Here is an 18,280-nt window from a genome sequence, read left to right on the forward strand (position 1 = left end):
ATGCGCTTATTACTCGTAGAAGATGACAAACTACTCGGTCAATCCATGGTGACTTCATTAAGTCGCCATGGGTACACCGTGGATTGGGTGGAAAAAGGGTCTGGCGTGACTAGCGCACTCAAAACAGAAGCGTTCACTGCCGTGATTTTGGATCTCACTCTCCCCGATATCGATGGATTGGAAGTTCTGCGTAATATTCGCAAAGGCGGATTTAAGCTCCCAGTGATGATACTTACCGCCCGAGACGACATTCGCGATCGCGTTCAAGGCCTCGACGGCGGCGCAGATGACTACCTCGGAAAACCGTTTGCACTCGAAGAGTTGCTCGCTCGCTTGCGTGTGTTGATTCGCCGTCAATCCGGTAGTGCAGAAGAAATCATTCAAGTTGGACAGTTATCTTTATCCTTATCGGAACAAAGCATTCGCTACGATGACGCGCCGCTTAAACTCACACGCAATGAATTTAAAATCCTCACCAGTTTGATGACGAACGCCGGACGCGTGCAAAGTAAGGAGCAATTGCAACAATCACTGCACGGCTGGGATGAAGGTTCAAGCGACAACGCTATCGAAGTTCATATTCACAATTTGCGTAAAAAAGCGCCCAAAGTGGTCATTAAAAATATTCGCGGTGTGGGGTACATTCTTGAAAGATAAGAAATCGTACTCGATCAAACGTCAGTTAACTCTATCAGTAGGCGTGTTAGTAAGTGTTCTCTTACTCATCTCACTTTATTTCAGTTTCCAATCTGCGAAGCACGAGGTCGAAGAAGTTTATGACGCTAGGCTTGGACAATCCGCAAAATTAATGTTGCTGACGCTCTCAATTTCAACGGAAGAGAGGACTCTCGCTAACCATCGAGAATTATTTAATGAGTGGATGGAAAACATTGAGTCAATGTCAAAGTCTGACGATGACAATGTCACAACGTTCGGCCACCCTTATGAACAAAACTTGGTTTTTCAATTCTATCGAGACAACACACTGCTCTGGAGCTCTGATCAAACCTTGCACGCACTCTCTACGTCCTTTGATAATAACGGCTACGCTGATATCGTAAAAGACGGTACACAATGGCGTACATTTCAGATTTCACTACCACAAACAAAACATGATAATGAATACGTCGTGGTTGCAGAAAAATACAAGATACGTAAAGAGATCATCCACGAAATTGCCCTATCCACATCAATAGAACAATTGCTGATACTACCAACTTTGTTGCTTTTGCTGTTTTGGTTGATCGATAAACATTTCCGACCGATTAACGACCTGCGCACCGCCATCACACAAAGAAACGTACACCGATTAGATCGCATTCATGTAAAAGACAACACCGTTGAACTCGCACCACTTGTCGATTCGCTCAACTCTCTCCTTTCTGAACTAGAGTTAGCCTGGCAAAGAGAGAAACGCTTTACACGTGCTGCAGCGCATGAACTAAAAACCCCACTAACAATCCTTCGTCTTAACGTAGAAAATGCACTTGAAAGTAATGATCCGGAGCAACTGAGAGGAGATTTACACAACATTTTGCAAGGCATTGAACGCACTGACCGCCTTATCCATCAGCTACTGACTTTAGCTAAAGTAGATAGCTTATCAGAACGTGTATTCGACACCGTTGAGCTAACCCCTTTGTTGCAAACCGTTGTTGCTGATTTGGCACCGTTAGCATTGAAGCATAAGCAAGACATCAGTTTATCATCTTCCAACATCGCTATATCCGGTGATCGAATGTTGTTAGAGGTGTTATTTCGTAACCTCGTCGATAATGCGATTCGTTACTCCGGCGAGCACAGTGACATACAAGTCAGCGTCACTGAGAACAATAATACAATCAAAGTCTTAATTTCCGATACTGGCCCAGAAATCCCGAAAGAAACTCGTGAAAGAATCTTCGAACAGTTTTATCGGGGTCATTCTGAACATGGCGACGGTGCAGGTTTAGGGATGTCAATTTGCAAAGACATTACAGCACTACACCGTGCAACACTTGAGCTCATTCCCAGAGAAAATAGTAGGAATACGTTTGTCGTCACTTTCCCAAAGTGCTAACAAAAGCGATACAGACCATAACCTGTTTAATTTATGTTCCAGCCGAACATGAGCTTCATTCCACACTTACATAGACATACCAACACTTACACTACTCGACCATAAACCCACATTATAATTCACGTTTATTTCACGCTTGCTTTGTTAAAAACAACACAACATAACAATTAAACTATTCGAATAAATATGAAAAACTTATCTAAGGGCTCTGTGTGGGGGCCTTTGCAGCCAATTGCTGCTTTTTCTTTGTTTTCACTTATATTTTTGTCTATCTCACGCGTTTTGCTCGCCTTTTGGCAACTTGATCGAATTGACTCTTTCAACGACTTAATTTACATCCTAGGCCAAGGCCTACGCGTAGACATTGCAACACTGTGCTGGTTATTCATCCTCCCTGCACTGCTTTCAGCCCTAATGCCATTAAACGGCAAGATTGGGCATTGCTGGAAATGGATATTGCGCATATGGATGGTTGTAGGGCTTTGGATTCTCGTGTACATGGAACTGGCAACGGCACCATTCATTCAAGAATATGACCTACGCCCAAACCGTCTGTTTGTGGAATACCTTATCTATCCGAAAGAGGTCATGGGCATGCTTTGGACTGGCTATAAGCTAGAGCTGTTTATTGGCGCGTTAGGCACGGCATTAACTCTAGTTTTGGGTTGGAAGTGGAGCAAAAAACTGACCGACAATGCACAGCAGATCAACTGGAAGTGGCGCCCACTATTAGCAATTTTCGTTGTGCTTCTTGGTGTTGCAGGCGCACGTTCGTCTTTAGGACACCGCCCGCTAAACCCTGCCATGGTGGCGTTTTCTAACGATCCACTGCTTAACGACTTAGCATTAAACTCATCTTACTCACTGCTGTTTGCTGTCAACAGCATGAAGTCAGAAAAAAGCGCAGAGCAGTTCTATGGCAAGATGGATAATAAAAAGATGCTGGAGCTAGTTCGCGCTTCGTCAAAAAAGTCCGACTTTGATCCTACATTGCTTCCAACCATGAACAGTAACCCTGCGACCTACCATGGTAAACGTAAGAACTTAGTGATCTTGCTACAAGAGAGCTTAGGAGCGCAATTTGTGGGTTCTTTGGGTGGTCTGCCTCTTACGCCAAACCTGGATGAACTCATGGCTGAAGGTTGGCAGTTCACGCAAATGTACGCAACGGGTACTCGTTCTGTTCGTGGTATCGAAGCCGTAACCACGGGTTTTCCACCATCCCCTTCTAGCGCAGTGGTGAAACTAAGCAAAAGCCAAACAGGCTTCTTTACCATCGCAGACTTACTCAAAGCACAAGGCTATCACACGCAATTTATTTATGGCGGTGAAGCAAACTTCGATAACATGAAAACCTTCTTCTTCGGTAATGGTTTTGATCAAATCGTCGAAGAAGATGATTACAATAACCCAAGCTTTGTTGGCTCTTGGGGGGTCAGTGATGAAGACTTATACAACAAAGCAGACGAAGAGTTTGAACGCCTTTCAAAAAGCGACAAACCTTTTTTCAGCTTAGTTTTTACGTCAAGCAATCACAGTCCTTACGAGTATCCGAAAGGTAAAATTGAGCCATACGATTCCGAACACATGACGCGTAATAACGCGGTAAAATATTCAGATTACGCTTTGGGTACGTTCTTTGACAAAGCGAAAAACTCATCCTACTGGGATGATACTATTTTCATTGTCATTGCAGACCACGATGCCCGCGTGTCTGGTGCTAACTTGGTTCCAGTTAAGCACTTCCATATTCCTGCATTGATCATTGGTAAAGACATTCAACCACGTAAAGATGACCGTATCGCAAACAACATAGATATGCCGCCTACGCTGTTGTCTCTTATTGGCGTAGACGCCAAAACGCCGATGATTGGTCGTGACTTAACGAAACCACTGGCTCGCGAAGATGAACGCGCAATGATGCAATACGACAAAAACTTTGGTTATTTAACGCGTGACAACCTAGTTGTGCTTTCTCCTGGTGAAAAAGTATCGACCCTGGCGTACGACTTTGAAAGCCAAACCATGAAACCGCTAGAAGTCGATGAATCCGTTATTGAACGCGCAAAAGCAAACGCATTGTTTGCATCTAAGGCGTATCAAAACAACTGGTACGCTTCGAAACGTACCAACTAATATCCGCTGATTCAGTTAAAAAGGAGCCAAATGGCTCCTTTTCTTTATTCTGTAAGACTCTTCACTCTTAGAGTACATGGAGGAACGCACACTTTGTATCTAGAAAATCATAGTTCATATGTAGAGAATGAACTTTTCAGGATTATGTTCGATGACTAAGGCCAACACGTAAACAACGAGGCTTGTTGATATCAAGCCAAACAGAAAACTGACCCGAAATACCATCGTTGTTATCGTGATAAAACCATAGGCAAATACACCACTATTAATCATAGCGTACAAATTATCCAGGCCAAAACTTGGTAAGGGTGCGCTAATAAATAGGAGTGAAAACATCATAATATTTGAAAATTTTTTAACCCAACTTGGTTTTTGTAGATAAAAACCCGAAATAGAAAAGGACAACAACAGCAATGGCACTAACCCATAATAAGTAAATTTGTAATATGGCGTAATCCAATCTGAACTCTGGTTTAAGAATAGTATTATGCAAGTAACAATGGTCGATGATAATGCTAAAGAAAAACACTTTGTTCCTTTGTAAGGTTTGTCTTCAAAGTTAAATAACTTAAAAATTCCCACTGCAATACCAAGAACAACCCATGAAAATGTCACTAGCTGTAAAAATGCGATCTCTTCGCGGATGGCAAAAAAGCCAAAGTAAATAGCATGATAAAAAGACCAAACCATACCAATTGGTAAACCCAAGGAGAGTTTTTCTAGGAGAATTTCTGACTGCTCTTCGTAATGAATAGTCCACCATACTAGTGCGACATAAGCGAGCAACACACCAAAAATGACAACATATTGCGCTTCTGAAATACTGATAATCATTGGAACTAAGGCTAGGGTTAAGCCAATGATAACAAATAGAATCTGGTAACAAATCGCGGGTAATGTGCAAATAAGTCGCCAAAATACCCTACCGATATCTTGAAGAAGTTCGTAGGTTTGAGCGATAAAATAAGCAACAGCAGCGATAAGAAGCAACACTCCACATAGTTTCATCAAGTTAACTAAGTTAAATAGTTTCACCCAGTCACTGCTTTCTTCGGCTTGCTTCAGTTCTTTTTGAGCGTCATCAATGTGAGCGAGTTTCAATAAGGCATTTTTTCTGTCTTCATTTTCGAGAAAGTGTCCAAACTCTTGGTTTGCTTCACTCTCCGTTATCACTCCATTTTTGTAAAGAAGATAGATAGTTGAAAGGCTCACTCTTTCTATTTCTGTAAGATCACGAATTTTTTCTTTATTATTGATTTCATTGATAGTTAAAGTTTGACTTTCTTTCTTTTCTATATTTTTTGCTGAAATACTTAATGAACATGTAACACAAAAAATAATAATTAACAGTGAACTAATCGTTTTACACATATGAACGGGATTGCTTTTGACAAGGAAATGTCGAGAAGATAAATGGAATCAAATACAAAGCAAACGATATGTTCATATGCTCGATCCTGAGCCAATAAAATTGAAACTGATACTTCTCACTATTTCAAACAAGGTACTTTAACTTGGTCTACTGACAAAGCCTGTCTTACCCTTCCGTTAGATTCAACCTCATACTTCTAGTAAATTGAGAAACAGACCATGCTAACTATCAATTCATTCGTTCTCTATGTTGAGGACATCCAAGTAAGCCAAGCTTTTTACTCGAAACTGTTTGATTGTGAGGTCACGTTTTTGTCTCCAACATTTGCTTCTATGCCACTCGCAAATGGCTTAAAACTGACACTCAAGCAAAGTGATGTTCTTTCCCCTTCCAGCGACATCAAAGGTGGTGGCACCGAGTTATCATTTGCAGTGCGCAACCGCCATACGTTAGAGCACGTTTACAACAGTTGGAAAAACATGGGCGTTGAGTTTGCTCAACCACCAATGACTTCGGTGTATGGCTTAAATTTTGTGGCTACCGATCCGGATAAACATCGCATTCGCGTTTTCATTAGTGAATAAAAATGCGTTAAAAATGCTTTTTACCCATTCCCAATGTGACTTCAATAAATTAGACTCAGGGAAACATCAAAAGCTGCGTTGTATATAAGAAGGAATGCCCATGAGCTCAAGTATGATCCTTAGCGAATCTCTAATCGAGAGTGGAAGAGATATCCCCCTCAAAGAACTGCTTTACGCAAAGCGCGTGCTGGATAACTACATGGCGGTAGCAAAAGAGAGCAGCCCACTTGAGCTGTTGACAGAGATGAAATCGGCAGCAAAGCAAGTGGAATACTTTACCACTACGAGTAACCCGTGTGAGGCTCGTAATGTCATCAGTCAGATGATTGATAAAATCGACACCGCGGAATCTTTTGAGTCGTTCAAGGCTTTAGCAGGCAAACCCTCACTAGCTCTCAATGAACTGATTGAAGATCGCGCCCAACTGATTAAACATGAGCGAGAGTTGCTGCTTGCTTCAGGCTATGACGCCTCGCGTATCTAAGAATAAACGCTAGCTCCCGAGTTTAAAGCTAGCAACGAAAAAGGAGCTCTTAAAGAGCTCCTTTTACTTTCCAAAATCAGGTGTAAAAGATCTAGAGGCCGATATCTTCAGTTATTGCTTTGATTTGCTTGAGATCCATTTTATAAACTTCAATCATTTGATCGACCTGACTTAGTCGTGAATTGGCTTCATCGTGTTTATCACACGCGTCCGATTTCACGTCCCAAGATTTACCTTCCAAAAATACATCACACTCTTTTTTGAGTTTCTCGATCTTAGGCAATAATTTCGCCCTTTCTTTCTCTAGAGACTCCAATTCTTGCGAAATTTTCAGCTCTTTTTGAAACACCTCGCGTGATCGTTCAAAGATAGTCGCTTGCATATCCGCTTGACGACTCAACTTCTCATTTTCCGACTTCGTCGTATTGATCTTATCTGCCTGTTGTTTCAATTGAGACTCTAGCGACAGGTTAACTTTCTCGACCTCAGTCAATTGCTTTTGTAGCTTCTTAAGCGCTTTCTCGTGCGCTTCATCTTTCGCAGCGAGCAGTTCAGTGACTTTATCTTGTATTTCTTGGTCGAGCGCTTCTTCGCGCACTTTTACTTGAGACACCAACTGCTTTTTATCTTGCGTCAACGCTTGGTATTTTTCCTCTAGCACATGATAAGTCGATTCCCACTTGTTCGCAGTGACAATCGATCCAACAAGGCCACCAAATGCCAAGCCTAATACCGCAGCAATCGCGATATAGATATGAGTACGTTTGTCACGCTCTTCAATGACAACAACGTCGTCTTGTTCTTCCATCTTGTTCTGAGAACTCACCGTATACTACTCCAAGGACTCTTTTACTTTGCTAGCGGATCAATTCCGCAAACATAATCGATGCTGTATAAATCAGAAAGGCGCCAATTAATGTTATAACGGTCGCTTTTTGGACTTTTTCATTGGTTCGATAACGAAACAGCACAAATGCTACTGCAATCAACACCGCAATGGCTAATAATCTGGTCATACCGCCTCCTTGTCCACTCATGAAAAACTGCCTAGGTCCATAGACGGTTTCACAAAGATTTATTGTAACTCATTTATACGCCCCATAAGGTCAACTTAGCGTAGATTTTAAAATAAGTGCTTCGATTTTAATCAAATTTGTGTTCTCAATTGAATAACTTATGCCGTAATAATCGAAACATATTTATCGTTCTGAAGTGTGTTCTTGGTTCTATTCCCTAGCCCAATGAGTTTTGTTTATGCAGTTGCTCGCACAAAAAGATTGGCAAACATACCTTCATGAAAATAGATGAGGTTATTTCATTGAAAATAAATTGACATAGGGTGTTGAAATGGACCAAAAACATGATAGAGTTCACACGTTAATGATGACCAGCATCATTAACTAACCTTTACTCATTTAATTGAGTAATTGTTCCGATGAAGACTGCAGGAGAGTGGTTATTAATCAAATTTTAACATTTGATTAGCATAACTCGCCGAAGAATTAACTATTTCAGGTGCTACCTAGGTAGCGGGGACTGTAGTTGGAGGAACCTCTGGAGAGAACCGTTAAATCGGTCGCCGAAGGAGCAAGTCTTGCACTCACGCAAGGTGAAACTCTCAGGCAAAAGGACAGAGGAGTGGAAAGTTACAACCTAACTATTTTGCTTGGCCTTCCCGCCTACAACCAATAGCTTAGTTCTTTTAGAGATCGTTGATCTCGTCCTTTCCCTCTTCTCCTTATTAGTTGTTTTATTAAGGGGAAATCATGAACGACCTACAATCTTTACTACAAACCGTCGATAATTTTGTATGGGGTCCACCACTGCTTATTTTGCTAGTGGGTACCGGTGTTTACTTCACTTTTAGCCTCGGCTTGATCCAGTTTAAACATCTCCCAACAGCGCTAGCGATGGTATTCAGTAAAGATAAGTCATCTGATAAACAAGGTGACGTTTCTAGCTTTGCAGCACTTTGTACTGCGCTCTCAGCAACGATTGGTACTGGTAACATTGTTGGTGTTGCCACCGCGATCAAACTTGGTGGACCAGGTGCCCTATTCTGGATGTGGCTCGCCGCCCTTTTCGGAATGGCGACTAAATACGCCGAATGTTTGTTAGCGGTTAAATACCGAAGAGTCGATGATAAAGGCCAAATGATTGGTGGCCCGATGTACTACCTGCAATACGGTGTTGGCTCAAAAGCCCTCGCGATCATGTTTGCAGTGTTTGCTTTGGGTGTTGCTTGTTTTGGTATTGGTACGTTTCCACAAGTAAACGCGATTCTGGATGCAAGTGAGATATCTCTCGGTGTTGACCGTGAGCTCTCTGCCTTTGTACTAACCCTTTTGGTTGCTTTCGTAACTTTGGGTGGCATCAAATCCATTGCTAACGTTGCAGGAAAAGTGGTTCCTACCATGGCTGTATTTTACGTGTTGGCGTGTCTAAGCGTGATCATCATGAATGCAGACCAATTGTTCAATGCCGTTGAATTAGTGTTGGTCTCAGCCTTTACATCAACAGCAGCGACCGGCGGTTTCTTAGGTGCAAGTATCATGCTGGCAATCCAATCAGGTATCGCTCGTGGCGTATTCTCAAACGAATCTGGTTTGGGTAGCGCGCCTATGGCAGCAGCGGCAGCGAAAACAGACTCTTGTGTGAAACAAGGCCTGATTTCAATGACAGGTACCTTCTTTGATACCATCATTATTTGTACCATGACGGGCCTAGCCTTGATCCTTACTGGCGCATGGCAAAGCGACTTTTCTGGTGCAGCAATGACGACTCATGCCTTTGCGGTAGGTTTGAATGCGGATACATTTGGCCCAATGCTGGTTTCAATTGGTTTGATGTTTTTTGCATTCACAACCATTCTTGGATGGAACTACTACGGTGAGCGTTGCGTTGTGTTCCTCTTTGGTACAAAAGCGGTGCTTCCTTATAAGCTGATTTTCGTTGCTTTGGTGGCATCAGGCGCGTTCCTCCATCTAGACATGATTTGGCTACTCGCCGATATCGTAAATGGTCTGATGGCGATTCCTAACCTAATCGGTTTGATCGCACTGCGTCACGTCGTACTGGCAGAAACCAAGCTGTTCTTTAGCTCAGCATCGCAATCTGATGAAATTGAAGCAGTAAAAGCTTAGTGACATGACAAGTGTTCAGTAATAAACCGTCAATCGCTGAAAGTAAAGTAAATTGGAAATGGTAAAAAACATAAAGCCCGCTGGTATTCAGCGGGCTTTATTTTATCTTAAGCTAAGCGGTTAATCTCTCAACCATTGATGCTCAACCTTTTCTCCACGTTCTTGAAAAAACTTCGCATTTTTTTGCTTGAATTGATCCGACTTCAGCTCTGATAGCGGCCAGTCTGAAAACGCCTCTGTCACGAACGAATCTCCAACCCCAACTTCAATCGATTCAAGATGCTTCCCGATGTAGCGATAAAAGTAGCTCTGCCCCAGTGCATCACAAACCATCAGCACATGTCTCATGCGTTGATGGTTGACGGATACTGAAGCCCAAGTTGTCGTTTTAGGTTCGCAACTTTGCTCTTTTACAACATCAACTTCAAATTTATTGTCCATTGTTGTCGAGACAAAAACGACAATACCGTCATTCATATACACACGTCGAAGTAATAGCTGTTTCGTGTCTTGAGTTCGCGTCTGTTGTATTCCATTGGAAAATGGCTCGAAATAGCCCCAGTGCCAAGACCAGGTCATGCCACGTTGCGCAAACTGTACCTGTGGCCATGTCTGCCAAACAATGGCACCAACCACGCCAGTAATAAACACAACGAGCAATATCAAAAGGTGGTAAATATTGCGCATTACACGGGCTTTTCAATCAATAACTTTACGCCAAGTGCGACTAAGACAGCGCCCGTCGCCCCTTCCATCCACTTCATAAAGCTTGCATTCTTTAACAGGCTCTTAGCTGAGTTAAGTGCGCCAGCCAAACCACACTGCCAAACCATCGCAATAATAAAGTGCACGGATGCCATCATCATTGATTGAAGCAAAGGAGAACCTTCTGGATTCACAAACTGTGGCAAGAACGCCAAGTAGAAAACTGCCGTTTTTGGGTTCAAGACGTTAGAAAGAAAGCCCTCTCTAAAAGAGCGTTTGCCATTAAACACTTCATGAACCTGCTCAGTCACTGACAAACCATTCTTCGACGACATCAGGGCTTTTAAACTGCTCAGACCAAGCCAAATAAGATAAGCTGCACCAATCATTTTTACGATTTGGAACAACTCTGCAGATTGCGCCAGAATGGCCGAAATACCAACCGCTGAAAAGAAAGCATGCACAAATAAGCCAAAGCAAATCCCTAAACTGGTTGTACATCCGTCTTTTAAACCCGCGCGACTGGTATTACGGATAACAAGGGCCGTATCTAAACCCGGCGTTAGCGTTAAAATAGTGATGGCAATAATAAATGCCTCAAAATTCAAGATATCCATATTATCGTGATAATTAATTGTTAATCCGTCATCAATACCGTCAATCCACGAGATTCGCAAGCTTCTTTTTTAAGAGAGCTATACAACTGGGTGAATTTATGGACAATGAGTGACGATTAATTGTTAATTATTAGTAAATTAACGCAGGTTGTTTCGTGCAACTCGACGTAAAGGACCCGTTATCGGGTGTTTAGGGAAAGAACAAAAGAATAAGAGTAGTCACATGAAAGCATTTACAAAACTCATTGAACATTCCAAAAAAGTGGCAAATTTTGAGCACCTCTCTGCCATCATAGGTTGGGACCAAGCAGCGGTCATGCCATCTGGTGGCGCTGAAGCGCGCTCCAATGCTATGGCAGAACTTGATGTACACATCCACTCATTGATGACTCAGCCACACTTGGGCGAGCTTTTCGCTCAGGCAGAAGAAGAGACGCTATCTGCGAGTGAAAAGTCCATCCTACGAGAAATGAAACGTGAATGGCAACAAGCTAACTTGCTACCAGAATCATTAGTTCAAGCTCAATCTCTTGCTGGCTCCAAATGTGAACATGCATGGCGTACGCAACGAGGAGAAAATGACTGGTCTGGCTTTGAAAAGAACTGGGCAGAAGTCGTCAAGCTATCGCAAGAAGAAGCGCAAATTAGAGCCGAAGCAAACGGCACAACGCCTTACGATGCCATGCTTGATATTTATGAACCAGGCACAACGTCTGCATCGTTAGACGCGCTTTTTGCTGACGTAAAAACGTGGCTACCTTCCTTGATAGACGAAGCGCTTGAAAAACAGCAATCAGACAACATCTTATTGCCAACTGCGCACTACCCTGCGGAAAAACAAAAAGCACTAGGGCTGGAAGTCATGAAGCTACTTCAATTCGATTTTGAACACGGTCGGCTTGATGAAAGTGTCCATCCATTTTGTGGCGGTGTGCCAACAGATGTGCGTATTACAACACGTTATGATGAAAGCGAGTTTGTCCAATCATTGATGGGGATCGTCCACGAAACTGGCCATGCCAGATACGAGCAAGGACTACCAAAAAATTTAGCAGGAACGCCAGCTGGTCAAGCCCGCTCTATGGGAATTCATGAGTCACAATCGCTCTTCTTTGAAATGCAAATAGGACGAAACAACGCATTTATCGACCACCTTGCTCACATGGCTTCCAAGCATTTTTCTGGGGATGAATTTGAAAAAGACAATCTAGCCAAAATCTACACTCGCGTAGAGAAAGGCTTTATTCGCGTAGATGCGGACGAATTAACATACCCTGCCCACGTTATTCTTCGATATGAGATTGAACGTGATCTTATGAACGGTGCCATCAAGCATACAGACGTACCAGAGCTCTGGAACGAAAAAATGAGAGCGTATTTGGGACTCTCAACGGAAGGGAATTTCAAAAACGGTTGTATGCAGGACATTCACTGGACGGATGGAAGTTTTGGATATTTCCCGTCCTACACTCTCGGTGCGATGTACGCAGCGCAGTTCATGGCAGCAATGAAGCAAACGGTAGATGTGGACACGGTTATTCGCTCTGGCGATCTGACGCCGATATTCGATTGGCTGTCGAAGAACATCTGGAGTAAAGGTAGCTTATTAACAACAGATGATCTCGTAAGAGAAGCAACGGGTGAAACACTAAATGCTAAGCACTTCCAAGCGCACCTAAAAGGCCGCTACTTGTAAATAGAAAAAGAATAGAACGTAAAAGCCCAAGGTTCGTATGTTCCTTGGGCTTTTTTAAGCTCTTTCTATGCTATGCCAAGCTAGGGATAAGTCTGGGCTTGTACAAACAATCCTCGCCTTCAGGCCTGGTTTTAAACCGACGGTGAAGCCACATATATTGGCTCGGACTTGCCATGATTGACGTTTCAACTATCTTATTCACGAAAACTGCCGCACCTTGAGGATCTTCTTTCGGGAAACCGTCGACTGGCGCACTAATCGTCAAGGTATAGTGTCCGTCCTTTCCTCTTACCATCGTAAAAGGCACGATGGCACAATCTGTCGAATCAACCAGCAGACTTGTACCTGTCGTCGTGCAAGCATTTTTAACGGCAAATAATGGCGCAAACGTTGAGCGTCGGTTTCCATAATCATGATCCGGTGCATACCAGACCCGCTCACCCGTTCTAAGCGCTTCAAGCATGGCTTTAACGTTCTTGCGATCAATAAGCGTACGATTAGAGCGAGAACGCCCCTTGTATTGAAAGTAATCAAAACACGGATTGTTGTTTGGGCGATAAACACCAGTTCCAGACTTTTTAATGCCAAAAGCACGAGCACCTAACTCTAAGTTCATCGAGTGTACGGCCAACATTAATGCCCCCTTGCCTGATTTTTCTAAAGCCTCGAGGTGCTCCATTCCTTTTATCGTAACGTGTTTGTTTACCCGTTTATCAGACCAAAACCATGCCATCGCCGTCTCAAATAGCGCAATACCTGTATTGTCGATATTGTCTTTTAAAATTGCTTCGCGTTGGCATTCTTCCATCTGAGGAAAGCAAAGCTCAAGATTGCGCCTAATCGTAACTTGACGTTTTTTCATGATTCGCATAGCTAAACGGCCAATGCCACGTCCTAATGCTAACTGAACTTTGAAAGGAAGGAGACTGAGTAAGTACATCACGCTGATGATAATTAAGGTTCCCCAGTAACGAGGCAAAAGAAATTCAGCCTTGAATTCAGGCTTTTGGTATTTATTCATGTGAGTATTGTCAGATGTGCCCATCTATAAGTGATAAAAACAATGATAATGGACTGCACTTTTATCATTGATAGCGCTAATAACATAAATTAAAGCGCGCGGATTCTATGGTTCTTCGACACACTACACAATAAGAACTTTGCAGAAATATGTAGGGGGATGAAAAAGCAGCAAAGATGAATCACCACGTTAACATCGATTGGAGTGATTAATCTACCGCACTTTCATAAAGTTTGGACAAACATAACTTTGTGTTTTCAATGCGCTAGATAATGGTGTTTTTTTAACCCCATAATGCAGCTATCATGAAAATAACAATAAACATGATAACCATTACCCTGAACAAGTAAGACAACTTTCCGGTGCCACCTTTTGGCGCTTGGTTACAGCATCCCATTGTGTTTCTCCATCGTTTCATTTCGATATGGCGTTAATGTACTCCTTGACCTTAGGGGAAAGTCAAACCTTTACCCAAAGGTTCTAATTTATCGCTATAAGTGTTTATTTATCCGACATATCACTCGTTTATATCCCATGGAAATAAAGCGCGTTGTTTTCAGCTCATTTTCGGATAAATACATACCGTTTTTCGCTATATACCCACTATTTATGAGGAATCTACAATACGCGAGTCTTACTTGTAGCACGCTACTTTTACAACCTAGAAGTTGTGCGCTCATCCATTAAAGGTATCGAATGAGCAATATCGTTAAATCCGCCGTTAAATTGAGTGTTTTCTCTATCATCATGATTACCGTAACTTCGGTCGACAGCATAAGGAACATTCCTGGGGCGGCTTTGTTTGGTAGCCATACCATTTCTTTCTTCTTACTTGCTGGACTCTGTTTTTTTGTCCCTACAGCGCTAGTGTGTGCTGAGCTAAGTACCACTTATCCAGAGCAAGGTGGTGTATATCTTTGGGGCAAAGAAACACTAGGGCCAAACTTTGGCTTTGCCACCGTGTGGTATCAATACGCTGAAAATATTGTTTACTATCCACCTTTAATTTCATTCATTGTTGCAACGGGAGCCTATCCTTTTTTCCCAGATCTGGCGCAAAACAACATGTTTATGTTGTTGATGATTAATGTGATTTTTTGGGCATTAACTTTAGTTAATATCTTTGGCTTGCGCCTCTCTTCCCTGATTACAAATGTATTCGGCACCCTAGGTTTGATATTTCCGATTCTATTGATTATCGGATTAGGCGGGTACTGGGCGTATACCCACTCTGGTGAGTCTCATATCTCGCTTCGCCACGTATCTGACTGGTTGCCGGACCTTTCTCAAGATGGGATCGGAGCGGGTTTTACTGCGGTAGTTCTTTCACTGACAGGCCTTGAAATCACGACCTCTTATGCAAGCGAAGTCGAAAATCCGCAAAAAGCCTATCCCAAAGCTCTGCTGATCTCCACAATCTTAATCTTGGTTTCTCTGACGGCGTGCTCACTGTCTATTTCTTCGGTCGTCTCAAGTGACCATTCTAGTTTGAGTGAAGGAGTGATACTTGCCTTCAAAGCTTTTTTTGATGATCTGCACCTCTCATTCCTGCTGCCTGTCATTGCCCTTGCTATTGTTTTTGGCACGCTTGCAAGCCTGAATAACTGGATAATCGCCCCAACTAAAAGTCTGCATGTTGCCGCAAAAGATAGTTTCATGCCGATGTCGCTCGCCAAAGAAAACCGCAACCAAGCCCCCGTCTCATTGTTGCTCTTGCAAGGCACGATTGTTAGCGTGCTCTCTTTGGTTTTCATTTTTGTTCCTAACGTCAATCAAAGCATGTGGTTATTGAATATCCTGATGACTCAGCTCTATATGGTAATGTACATCTGTATTTTTGTTAGCTTTTTGGTCTCACGCTACAAACACGCAGATATTGAGCGCCCATTTCGAGTTTCGGGCGGAAAAATAGGAATGTGTTTAGTGGCTGGGTTAGGCTTGATGAGTTGCTTGGTGACGATTGTTGTATCTTTTGACGTACCAGCAGGAATTAGCGCAAAAACTGGGGCATATGCACTGATATTAGGGTTTATCACATTTAGCCTCCCAGCGTTCGCCGCCGTGATGTATCGCAATCGAAAACATCGTCAACAAAGCAAAATGCTTGAGGTACTAGTAAGTTAACTATTGGATTGACATTAAAAAGCCGCAGCAATTTCTCGCTACGGCTTTTTATTTGGCATCACAAGTGGTGTTGGTTATCCGTGTCCTACAGTCTTAGATAACAGATTCACGATCATCACACCAGTGAGGATAAACCCAATGCCAACAAGCGCCGGCAAATCTAGCCGCTGTCCATAAACAAAGTAGCCAACCGTCGCAACTAAAACAATACCCGCCCCACTCCATATGGCGTAAACAACCCCAACAGGCATCGTTTTTACCGTGACGGAAAGCAAGAAGAAAGCAATGCCGTAACCAATCAGAACGACTGTGCTCGGCATCATTTTCGTAAATTGCTCTGTTTTGGGAATATAGGAAGTGGCAATCACTTCACATACAATCGCGATCGACAGCGCCAACATTGGCGGCATAGAGACAAGCATTTTGAACATAAGGCATTAACGCTCAACAGAAATGTAACCGACAACACGTCCGGATAATTAGGTCGCGCATTATACCCAACTCATCTCTCGATGGAATACCTCTTACTCAAGCGGCTTCAAAATGCAGGATTCACAGCGTGATCACTTGGGTATAGAGACATTCACACGCCATCGCTTTCACTCACTTCTTGATGAGTAAGCGACAGGCCTGATTTTTGGTGCTGCCGAGCAATTTCAAAGTAGATGTGCATATCAATTGGCTCTGGTGTATTGAGCAGCATCTTGCCCACTTCTCGTTGAAAGTGACCATAATTACCTAACTCATCCGTCAACCCTAACTGCTCGTAAGAAGCTTCATTGGCAAACATTCCATAGGCATACTGATAATGACTTAGATCCTTGCTATTATCATAACCAAGTTCTTGAAGGGCTTGATCAATTTCTTTCGGCGTATAAGTGTCTTTATCGCCAAACAAGCGCAATAGTACGCTAGGAACCTCTTGAGCGATGCTCTGAATTTTTGTCTTTCTTTTAAAAATACCGAACATAATGTCCTCCACTGACGATGTTTCCAAATACACACTTTAATGCATATTGGTGAGCTGATTGTTTTTAGTATGGCTCATTAATCTGAGACTTCCTTACAACGAAGTCACTTTCACATATTAACGTGATCACATAATTACCAGCAAATAGTACGACCAGCGTTTCAAGCATATCTCATCAGAAACTCCGCTCTAGTCACAATTGTGTGACAGCTTCGAGCTCGGTTTACCATAATGTAAAGAGTAGATTGAAAAGTCATATTTCGTATCGACATCTAAACTTAATTAAGTTAGCTTTAGAAGTATAGACGTCTAGATTGACTATGCTTAGGGAGAGAAAGTCGTGCCAATTAGAATTCCAGATCAATTACCAGCCACCGATGTGCTAAGGACAGAGAACATCTTCGTAATGAGTGAAACGCGTGCTGCGAGTCAGGAAATACGTCCTTTACGAGTGCTGATCCTGAATCTGATGCCCAAAAAAATAGAAACTGAAACTCAGTTTTTGCGTCTACTCTCAAACAGCCCATTACAAGTCAATGTCGAGTTATTGCGCATTGATAACCGCCCAAGCAAAAATACGCCAACCGAACATTTGGATACTTTTTATCGTCAATTTGAAATGGTGAGAGATAAAAATTTCGATGGCATGATCATTACTGGTGCCCCACTAGGTTTGGTTCAATTTGAAGATGTCATTTATTGGGACCACCTAAAAACCATCATGGAATGGGCAAAAGATCATGTGACATCGACTCTTTATGTCTGCTGGGCAGCACAAGCAGGGCTGAAGTTGCTCTACGATCTACCTAAAAAAACGCGTAAAGAAAAACTTTCAGGCGTGTACCATCACCAAATTCATCATCAATTCCATCCTATGTTACGTGGGTTTGATGACACATTTTTAGCGCCTCATTCACGCTATGCCGACTTTTCACCTCACTTTTTAGAAGAACATACCGACTTAGACATCCTAGCCACATCGGATGTTGCAGGTGTTTACTTAGCGACAACAAAAGACAAGAGAAATGTGTTTGTTACTGGGCATCCTGAATACGATTCGCATACCTTACATAACGAATATATCCGCGATTTAAGCGAAGGCATGGAACCAGCCATTCCCGTCAACTACTATCCAAACAACAATCCTGATAATCCACCAATTGCCAGTTGGAGAAGTCATGGACATCTCCTCTTTTTAAACTGGCTGAACTACTGCGTTTACCAGCAAACACCTTATGATCTTGATCACTTCAGTGAAGACGCTTTTACTAAAGACGATTAACCTCAAAGCACGCAAACAAAGCGCTTATGATGCCTAAATGTAATATGTGAACCAAGCCGCCATATGGCGGCTTTTTCATACCAGTTT

17 protein-coding genes and 1 riboswitch are annotated in these 18,280 nt (G+C 42.6%); of the genes, 9 read left to right on the top strand and 8 right to left on the bottom strand.

Going from position 1 to position 18,280, the window contains the following annotated elements:
* From ACWYVB_RS00985 to ACWYVB_RS00995, 3 genes are all read left to right on the top strand, one after another.
* Positions 1–657, top strand: coding sequence for a response regulator (locus ACWYVB_RS00985; RefSeq protein ID WP_005393404.1), 657 nt, complete (start codon positions 1–3; stop codon positions 655–657).
* On the top strand, positions 647–2,059 hold the full coding sequence (locus ACWYVB_RS00990) for a sensor histidine kinase (RefSeq protein ID WP_053807511.1): 1,413 nt from the start codon (positions 647–649) through the stop codon (positions 2,057–2,059). Before ACWYVB_RS00985 ends, ACWYVB_RS00990 begins: the two co-directional genes overlap by 11 nt.
* Before the next feature lie 186 nt (positions 2,060–2,245).
* Positions 2,246–4,195 carry an LTA synthase family protein gene (locus ACWYVB_RS00995; protein WP_457527604.1) on the top strand — a complete coding sequence of 650 codons (1,950 nt, stop codon included), beginning with the start codon at positions 2,246–2,248 and terminating at the stop codon, positions 4,193–4,195.
* A 114-nt stretch (positions 4,196–4,309) separates the two neighbouring features.
* On the opposite strand, the gene ACWYVB_RS01000 is transcribed toward ACWYVB_RS00995, so the two are convergent.
* A complete protein-coding gene (locus tag ACWYVB_RS01000; protein WP_457527605.1) occupies positions 4,310–5,566 on the bottom strand; it encodes an MFS transporter permease in 1,257 nt (418 codons plus the stop codon).
* 219 nt (positions 5,567–5,785) lie between these two features.
* Here ACWYVB_RS01000 and ACWYVB_RS01005 point away from each other — a divergent pair, with 219 nt between their 5' ends.
* Together ACWYVB_RS01005 and ACWYVB_RS01010 are read left to right on the top strand one after the other, a co-directional pair.
* Positions 5,786–6,151, top strand: coding sequence for a VOC family protein (locus ACWYVB_RS01005; RefSeq protein WP_012841881.1), 366 nt, complete (start codon positions 5,786–5,788; stop codon positions 6,149–6,151).
* A 100-nt stretch (positions 6,152–6,251) separates the two neighbouring features.
* Complete coding sequence (locus ACWYVB_RS01010) at positions 6,252–6,635, top strand: hypothetical protein (RefSeq protein ID WP_005393414.1); 384 nt, start codon at positions 6,252–6,254, stop codon at positions 6,633–6,635.
* Between the two features lie 91 nt (positions 6,636–6,726).
* Here the strand turns inward: ACWYVB_RS01010 and ACWYVB_RS01015 are convergent, their stop codons facing one another.
* A complete protein-coding gene (locus ACWYVB_RS01015) occupies positions 6,727–7,461 on the bottom strand; it encodes a chromosome partitioning protein ParA (protein WP_457527607.1) in 735 nt (244 codons plus the stop codon).
* A gap of 31 nt (positions 7,462–7,492) precedes the next feature.
* A complete protein-coding gene (locus ACWYVB_RS01020; RefSeq protein WP_005377784.1) occupies positions 7,493–7,651 on the bottom strand; it encodes a hypothetical protein in 159 nt (52 codons plus the stop codon).
* Between the two features lie 528 nt (positions 7,652–8,179).
* Positions 8,180–8,279, top strand: a riboswitch (glycine riboswitch).
* 122 nt (positions 8,280–8,401) lie between these two features.
* Between ACWYVB_RS01020 and ACWYVB_RS01025 the strand changes: the two genes are divergently transcribed.
* Entirely contained in the window at positions 8,402–9,778 is a 1,377-nt protein-coding gene (locus ACWYVB_RS01025) for an alanine/glycine:cation symporter family protein (RefSeq protein WP_457527609.1), read from the top strand.
* Positions 9,779–9,898: 120 nt separating this feature from the next.
* On the opposite strand, the gene ACWYVB_RS01030 is transcribed toward ACWYVB_RS01025, so the two are convergent.
* Together ACWYVB_RS01030 and ACWYVB_RS01035 are read right to left on the bottom strand one after the other, a co-directional pair.
* Positions 9,899–10,465 (bottom strand): threonine transporter RhtB, encoded by a 567-nt coding sequence (locus ACWYVB_RS01030; protein WP_457527611.1) that lies wholly within the window; start codon positions 10,463–10,465, stop codon positions 9,899–9,901.
* Positions 10,465–11,100 carry a LysE family translocator gene (locus tag ACWYVB_RS01035; protein WP_005393419.1) on the bottom strand — a complete coding sequence of 212 codons (636 nt, stop codon included), beginning with the start codon at positions 11,098–11,100 and terminating at the stop codon, positions 10,465–10,467. The genes ACWYVB_RS01030 and ACWYVB_RS01035 overlap by 1 nt, the downstream gene beginning before the upstream one ends.
* A gap of 223 nt (positions 11,101–11,323) precedes the next feature.
* Between ACWYVB_RS01035 and ACWYVB_RS01040 the strand changes: the two genes are divergently transcribed.
* A complete protein-coding gene (locus ACWYVB_RS01040) occupies positions 11,324–12,796 on the top strand; it encodes a carboxypeptidase M32 (RefSeq protein WP_457527613.1) in 1,473 nt (490 codons plus the stop codon).
* A 70-nt stretch (positions 12,797–12,866) separates the two neighbouring features.
* On the opposite strand, the gene ACWYVB_RS01045 is transcribed toward ACWYVB_RS01040, so the two are convergent.
* Entirely contained in the window at positions 12,867–13,817 is a 951-nt protein-coding gene (locus ACWYVB_RS01045) for an LpxL/LpxP family Kdo(2)-lipid IV(A) lauroyl/palmitoleoyl acyltransferase (RefSeq protein ID WP_041853039.1), read from the bottom strand.
* A gap of 696 nt (positions 13,818–14,513) precedes the next feature.
* Here ACWYVB_RS01045 and ACWYVB_RS01050 point away from each other — a divergent pair.
* On the top strand, positions 14,514–15,941 hold the full coding sequence (locus ACWYVB_RS01050; RefSeq protein ID WP_457527616.1) for an APC family permease: 1,428 nt from the start codon (positions 14,514–14,516) through the stop codon (positions 15,939–15,941).
* A gap of 74 nt (positions 15,942–16,015) precedes the next feature.
* Here the strand turns inward: ACWYVB_RS01050 and ACWYVB_RS01055 are convergent, their stop codons facing one another.
* Together ACWYVB_RS01055 and ACWYVB_RS01060 are read right to left on the bottom strand one after the other, a co-directional pair.
* Entirely contained in the window at positions 16,016–16,351 is a 336-nt protein-coding gene (locus ACWYVB_RS01055) for a DMT family transporter (protein WP_065646842.1), read from the bottom strand.
* A 173-nt stretch (positions 16,352–16,524) separates the two neighbouring features.
* Positions 16,525–16,911: a DUF6559 family protein gene (locus tag ACWYVB_RS01060; protein ID WP_258627507.1), complete on the bottom strand. Its 387-nt coding sequence runs from the start codon at positions 16,909–16,911 to the stop codon at positions 16,525–16,527.
* 340 nt (positions 16,912–17,251) lie between these two features.
* Between ACWYVB_RS01060 and metA the strand changes: the two genes are divergently transcribed.
* Positions 17,252–18,193, top strand: coding sequence for a homoserine O-acetyltransferase MetA (metA, locus tag ACWYVB_RS01065; RefSeq protein ID WP_006741610.1), 942 nt, complete (start codon positions 17,252–17,254; stop codon positions 18,191–18,193).
* The last annotated feature ends 87 nt before the right edge of the window (positions 18,194–18,280 follow it).

The sequence above is a fragment of the Vibrio sp. JZG10 genome, assembly GCF_054064075.1.

Excerpts from the sequence above, each read along its gene's own strand:
- ACWYVB_RS00995 (WP_457527604.1), top strand. The coding sequence starts at position 2,246 with ATGAAAAACTTATCTAAGGGCTCTGTGTGGGGGCCTTTGCAGCCAATT.
- ACWYVB_RS01055 (WP_065646842.1), bottom strand. The coding sequence starts at position 16,351 with ATGCCGCCAATGTTGGCGCTGTCGATCGCGATTGTATGTGAAGTGATT.
- ACWYVB_RS01010 (WP_005393414.1), top strand. The coding sequence starts at position 6,252 with ATGAGCTCAAGTATGATCCTTAGCGAATCTCTAATCGAGAGTGGAAGA.
- ACWYVB_RS01030 (WP_457527611.1), bottom strand. The coding sequence starts at position 10,465 with ATGCGCAATATTTACCACCTTTTGATATTGCTCGTTGTGTTTATTACT.
- ACWYVB_RS01045 (WP_041853039.1), bottom strand. The coding sequence starts at position 13,817 with ATGAATAAATACCAAAAGCCTGAATTCAAGGCTGAATTTCTTTTGCCT.
- ACWYVB_RS00985 (WP_005393404.1), top strand. The coding sequence starts at position 1 with ATGCGCTTATTACTCGTAGAAGATGACAAACTACTCGGTCAATCCATG.
- ACWYVB_RS01050 (WP_457527616.1), top strand. The coding sequence starts at position 14,514 with ATGAGCAATATCGTTAAATCCGCCGTTAAATTGAGTGTTTTCTCTATC.
- ACWYVB_RS01005 (WP_012841881.1), top strand. The coding sequence starts at position 5,786 with ATGCTAACTATCAATTCATTCGTTCTCTATGTTGAGGACATCCAAGTA.
- ACWYVB_RS01060 (WP_258627507.1), bottom strand. The coding sequence starts at position 16,911 with ATGTTCGGTATTTTTAAAAGAAAGACAAAAATTCAGAGCATCGCTCAA.
- ACWYVB_RS01040 (WP_457527613.1), top strand. The coding sequence starts at position 11,324 with ATGAAAGCATTTACAAAACTCATTGAACATTCCAAAAAAGTGGCAAAT.
- ACWYVB_RS01025 (WP_457527609.1), top strand. The coding sequence starts at position 8,402 with ATGAACGACCTACAATCTTTACTACAAACCGTCGATAATTTTGTATGG.
- ACWYVB_RS01020 (WP_005377784.1), bottom strand. The coding sequence starts at position 7,651 with ATGACCAGATTATTAGCCATTGCGGTGTTGATTGCAGTAGCATTTGTG.
- ACWYVB_RS01000 (WP_457527605.1), bottom strand. The coding sequence starts at position 5,566 with ATGTGTAAAACGATTAGTTCACTGTTAATTATTATTTTTTGTGTTACA.
- ACWYVB_RS01035 (WP_005393419.1), bottom strand. The coding sequence starts at position 11,100 with ATGGATATCTTGAATTTTGAGGCATTTATTATTGCCATCACTATTTTA.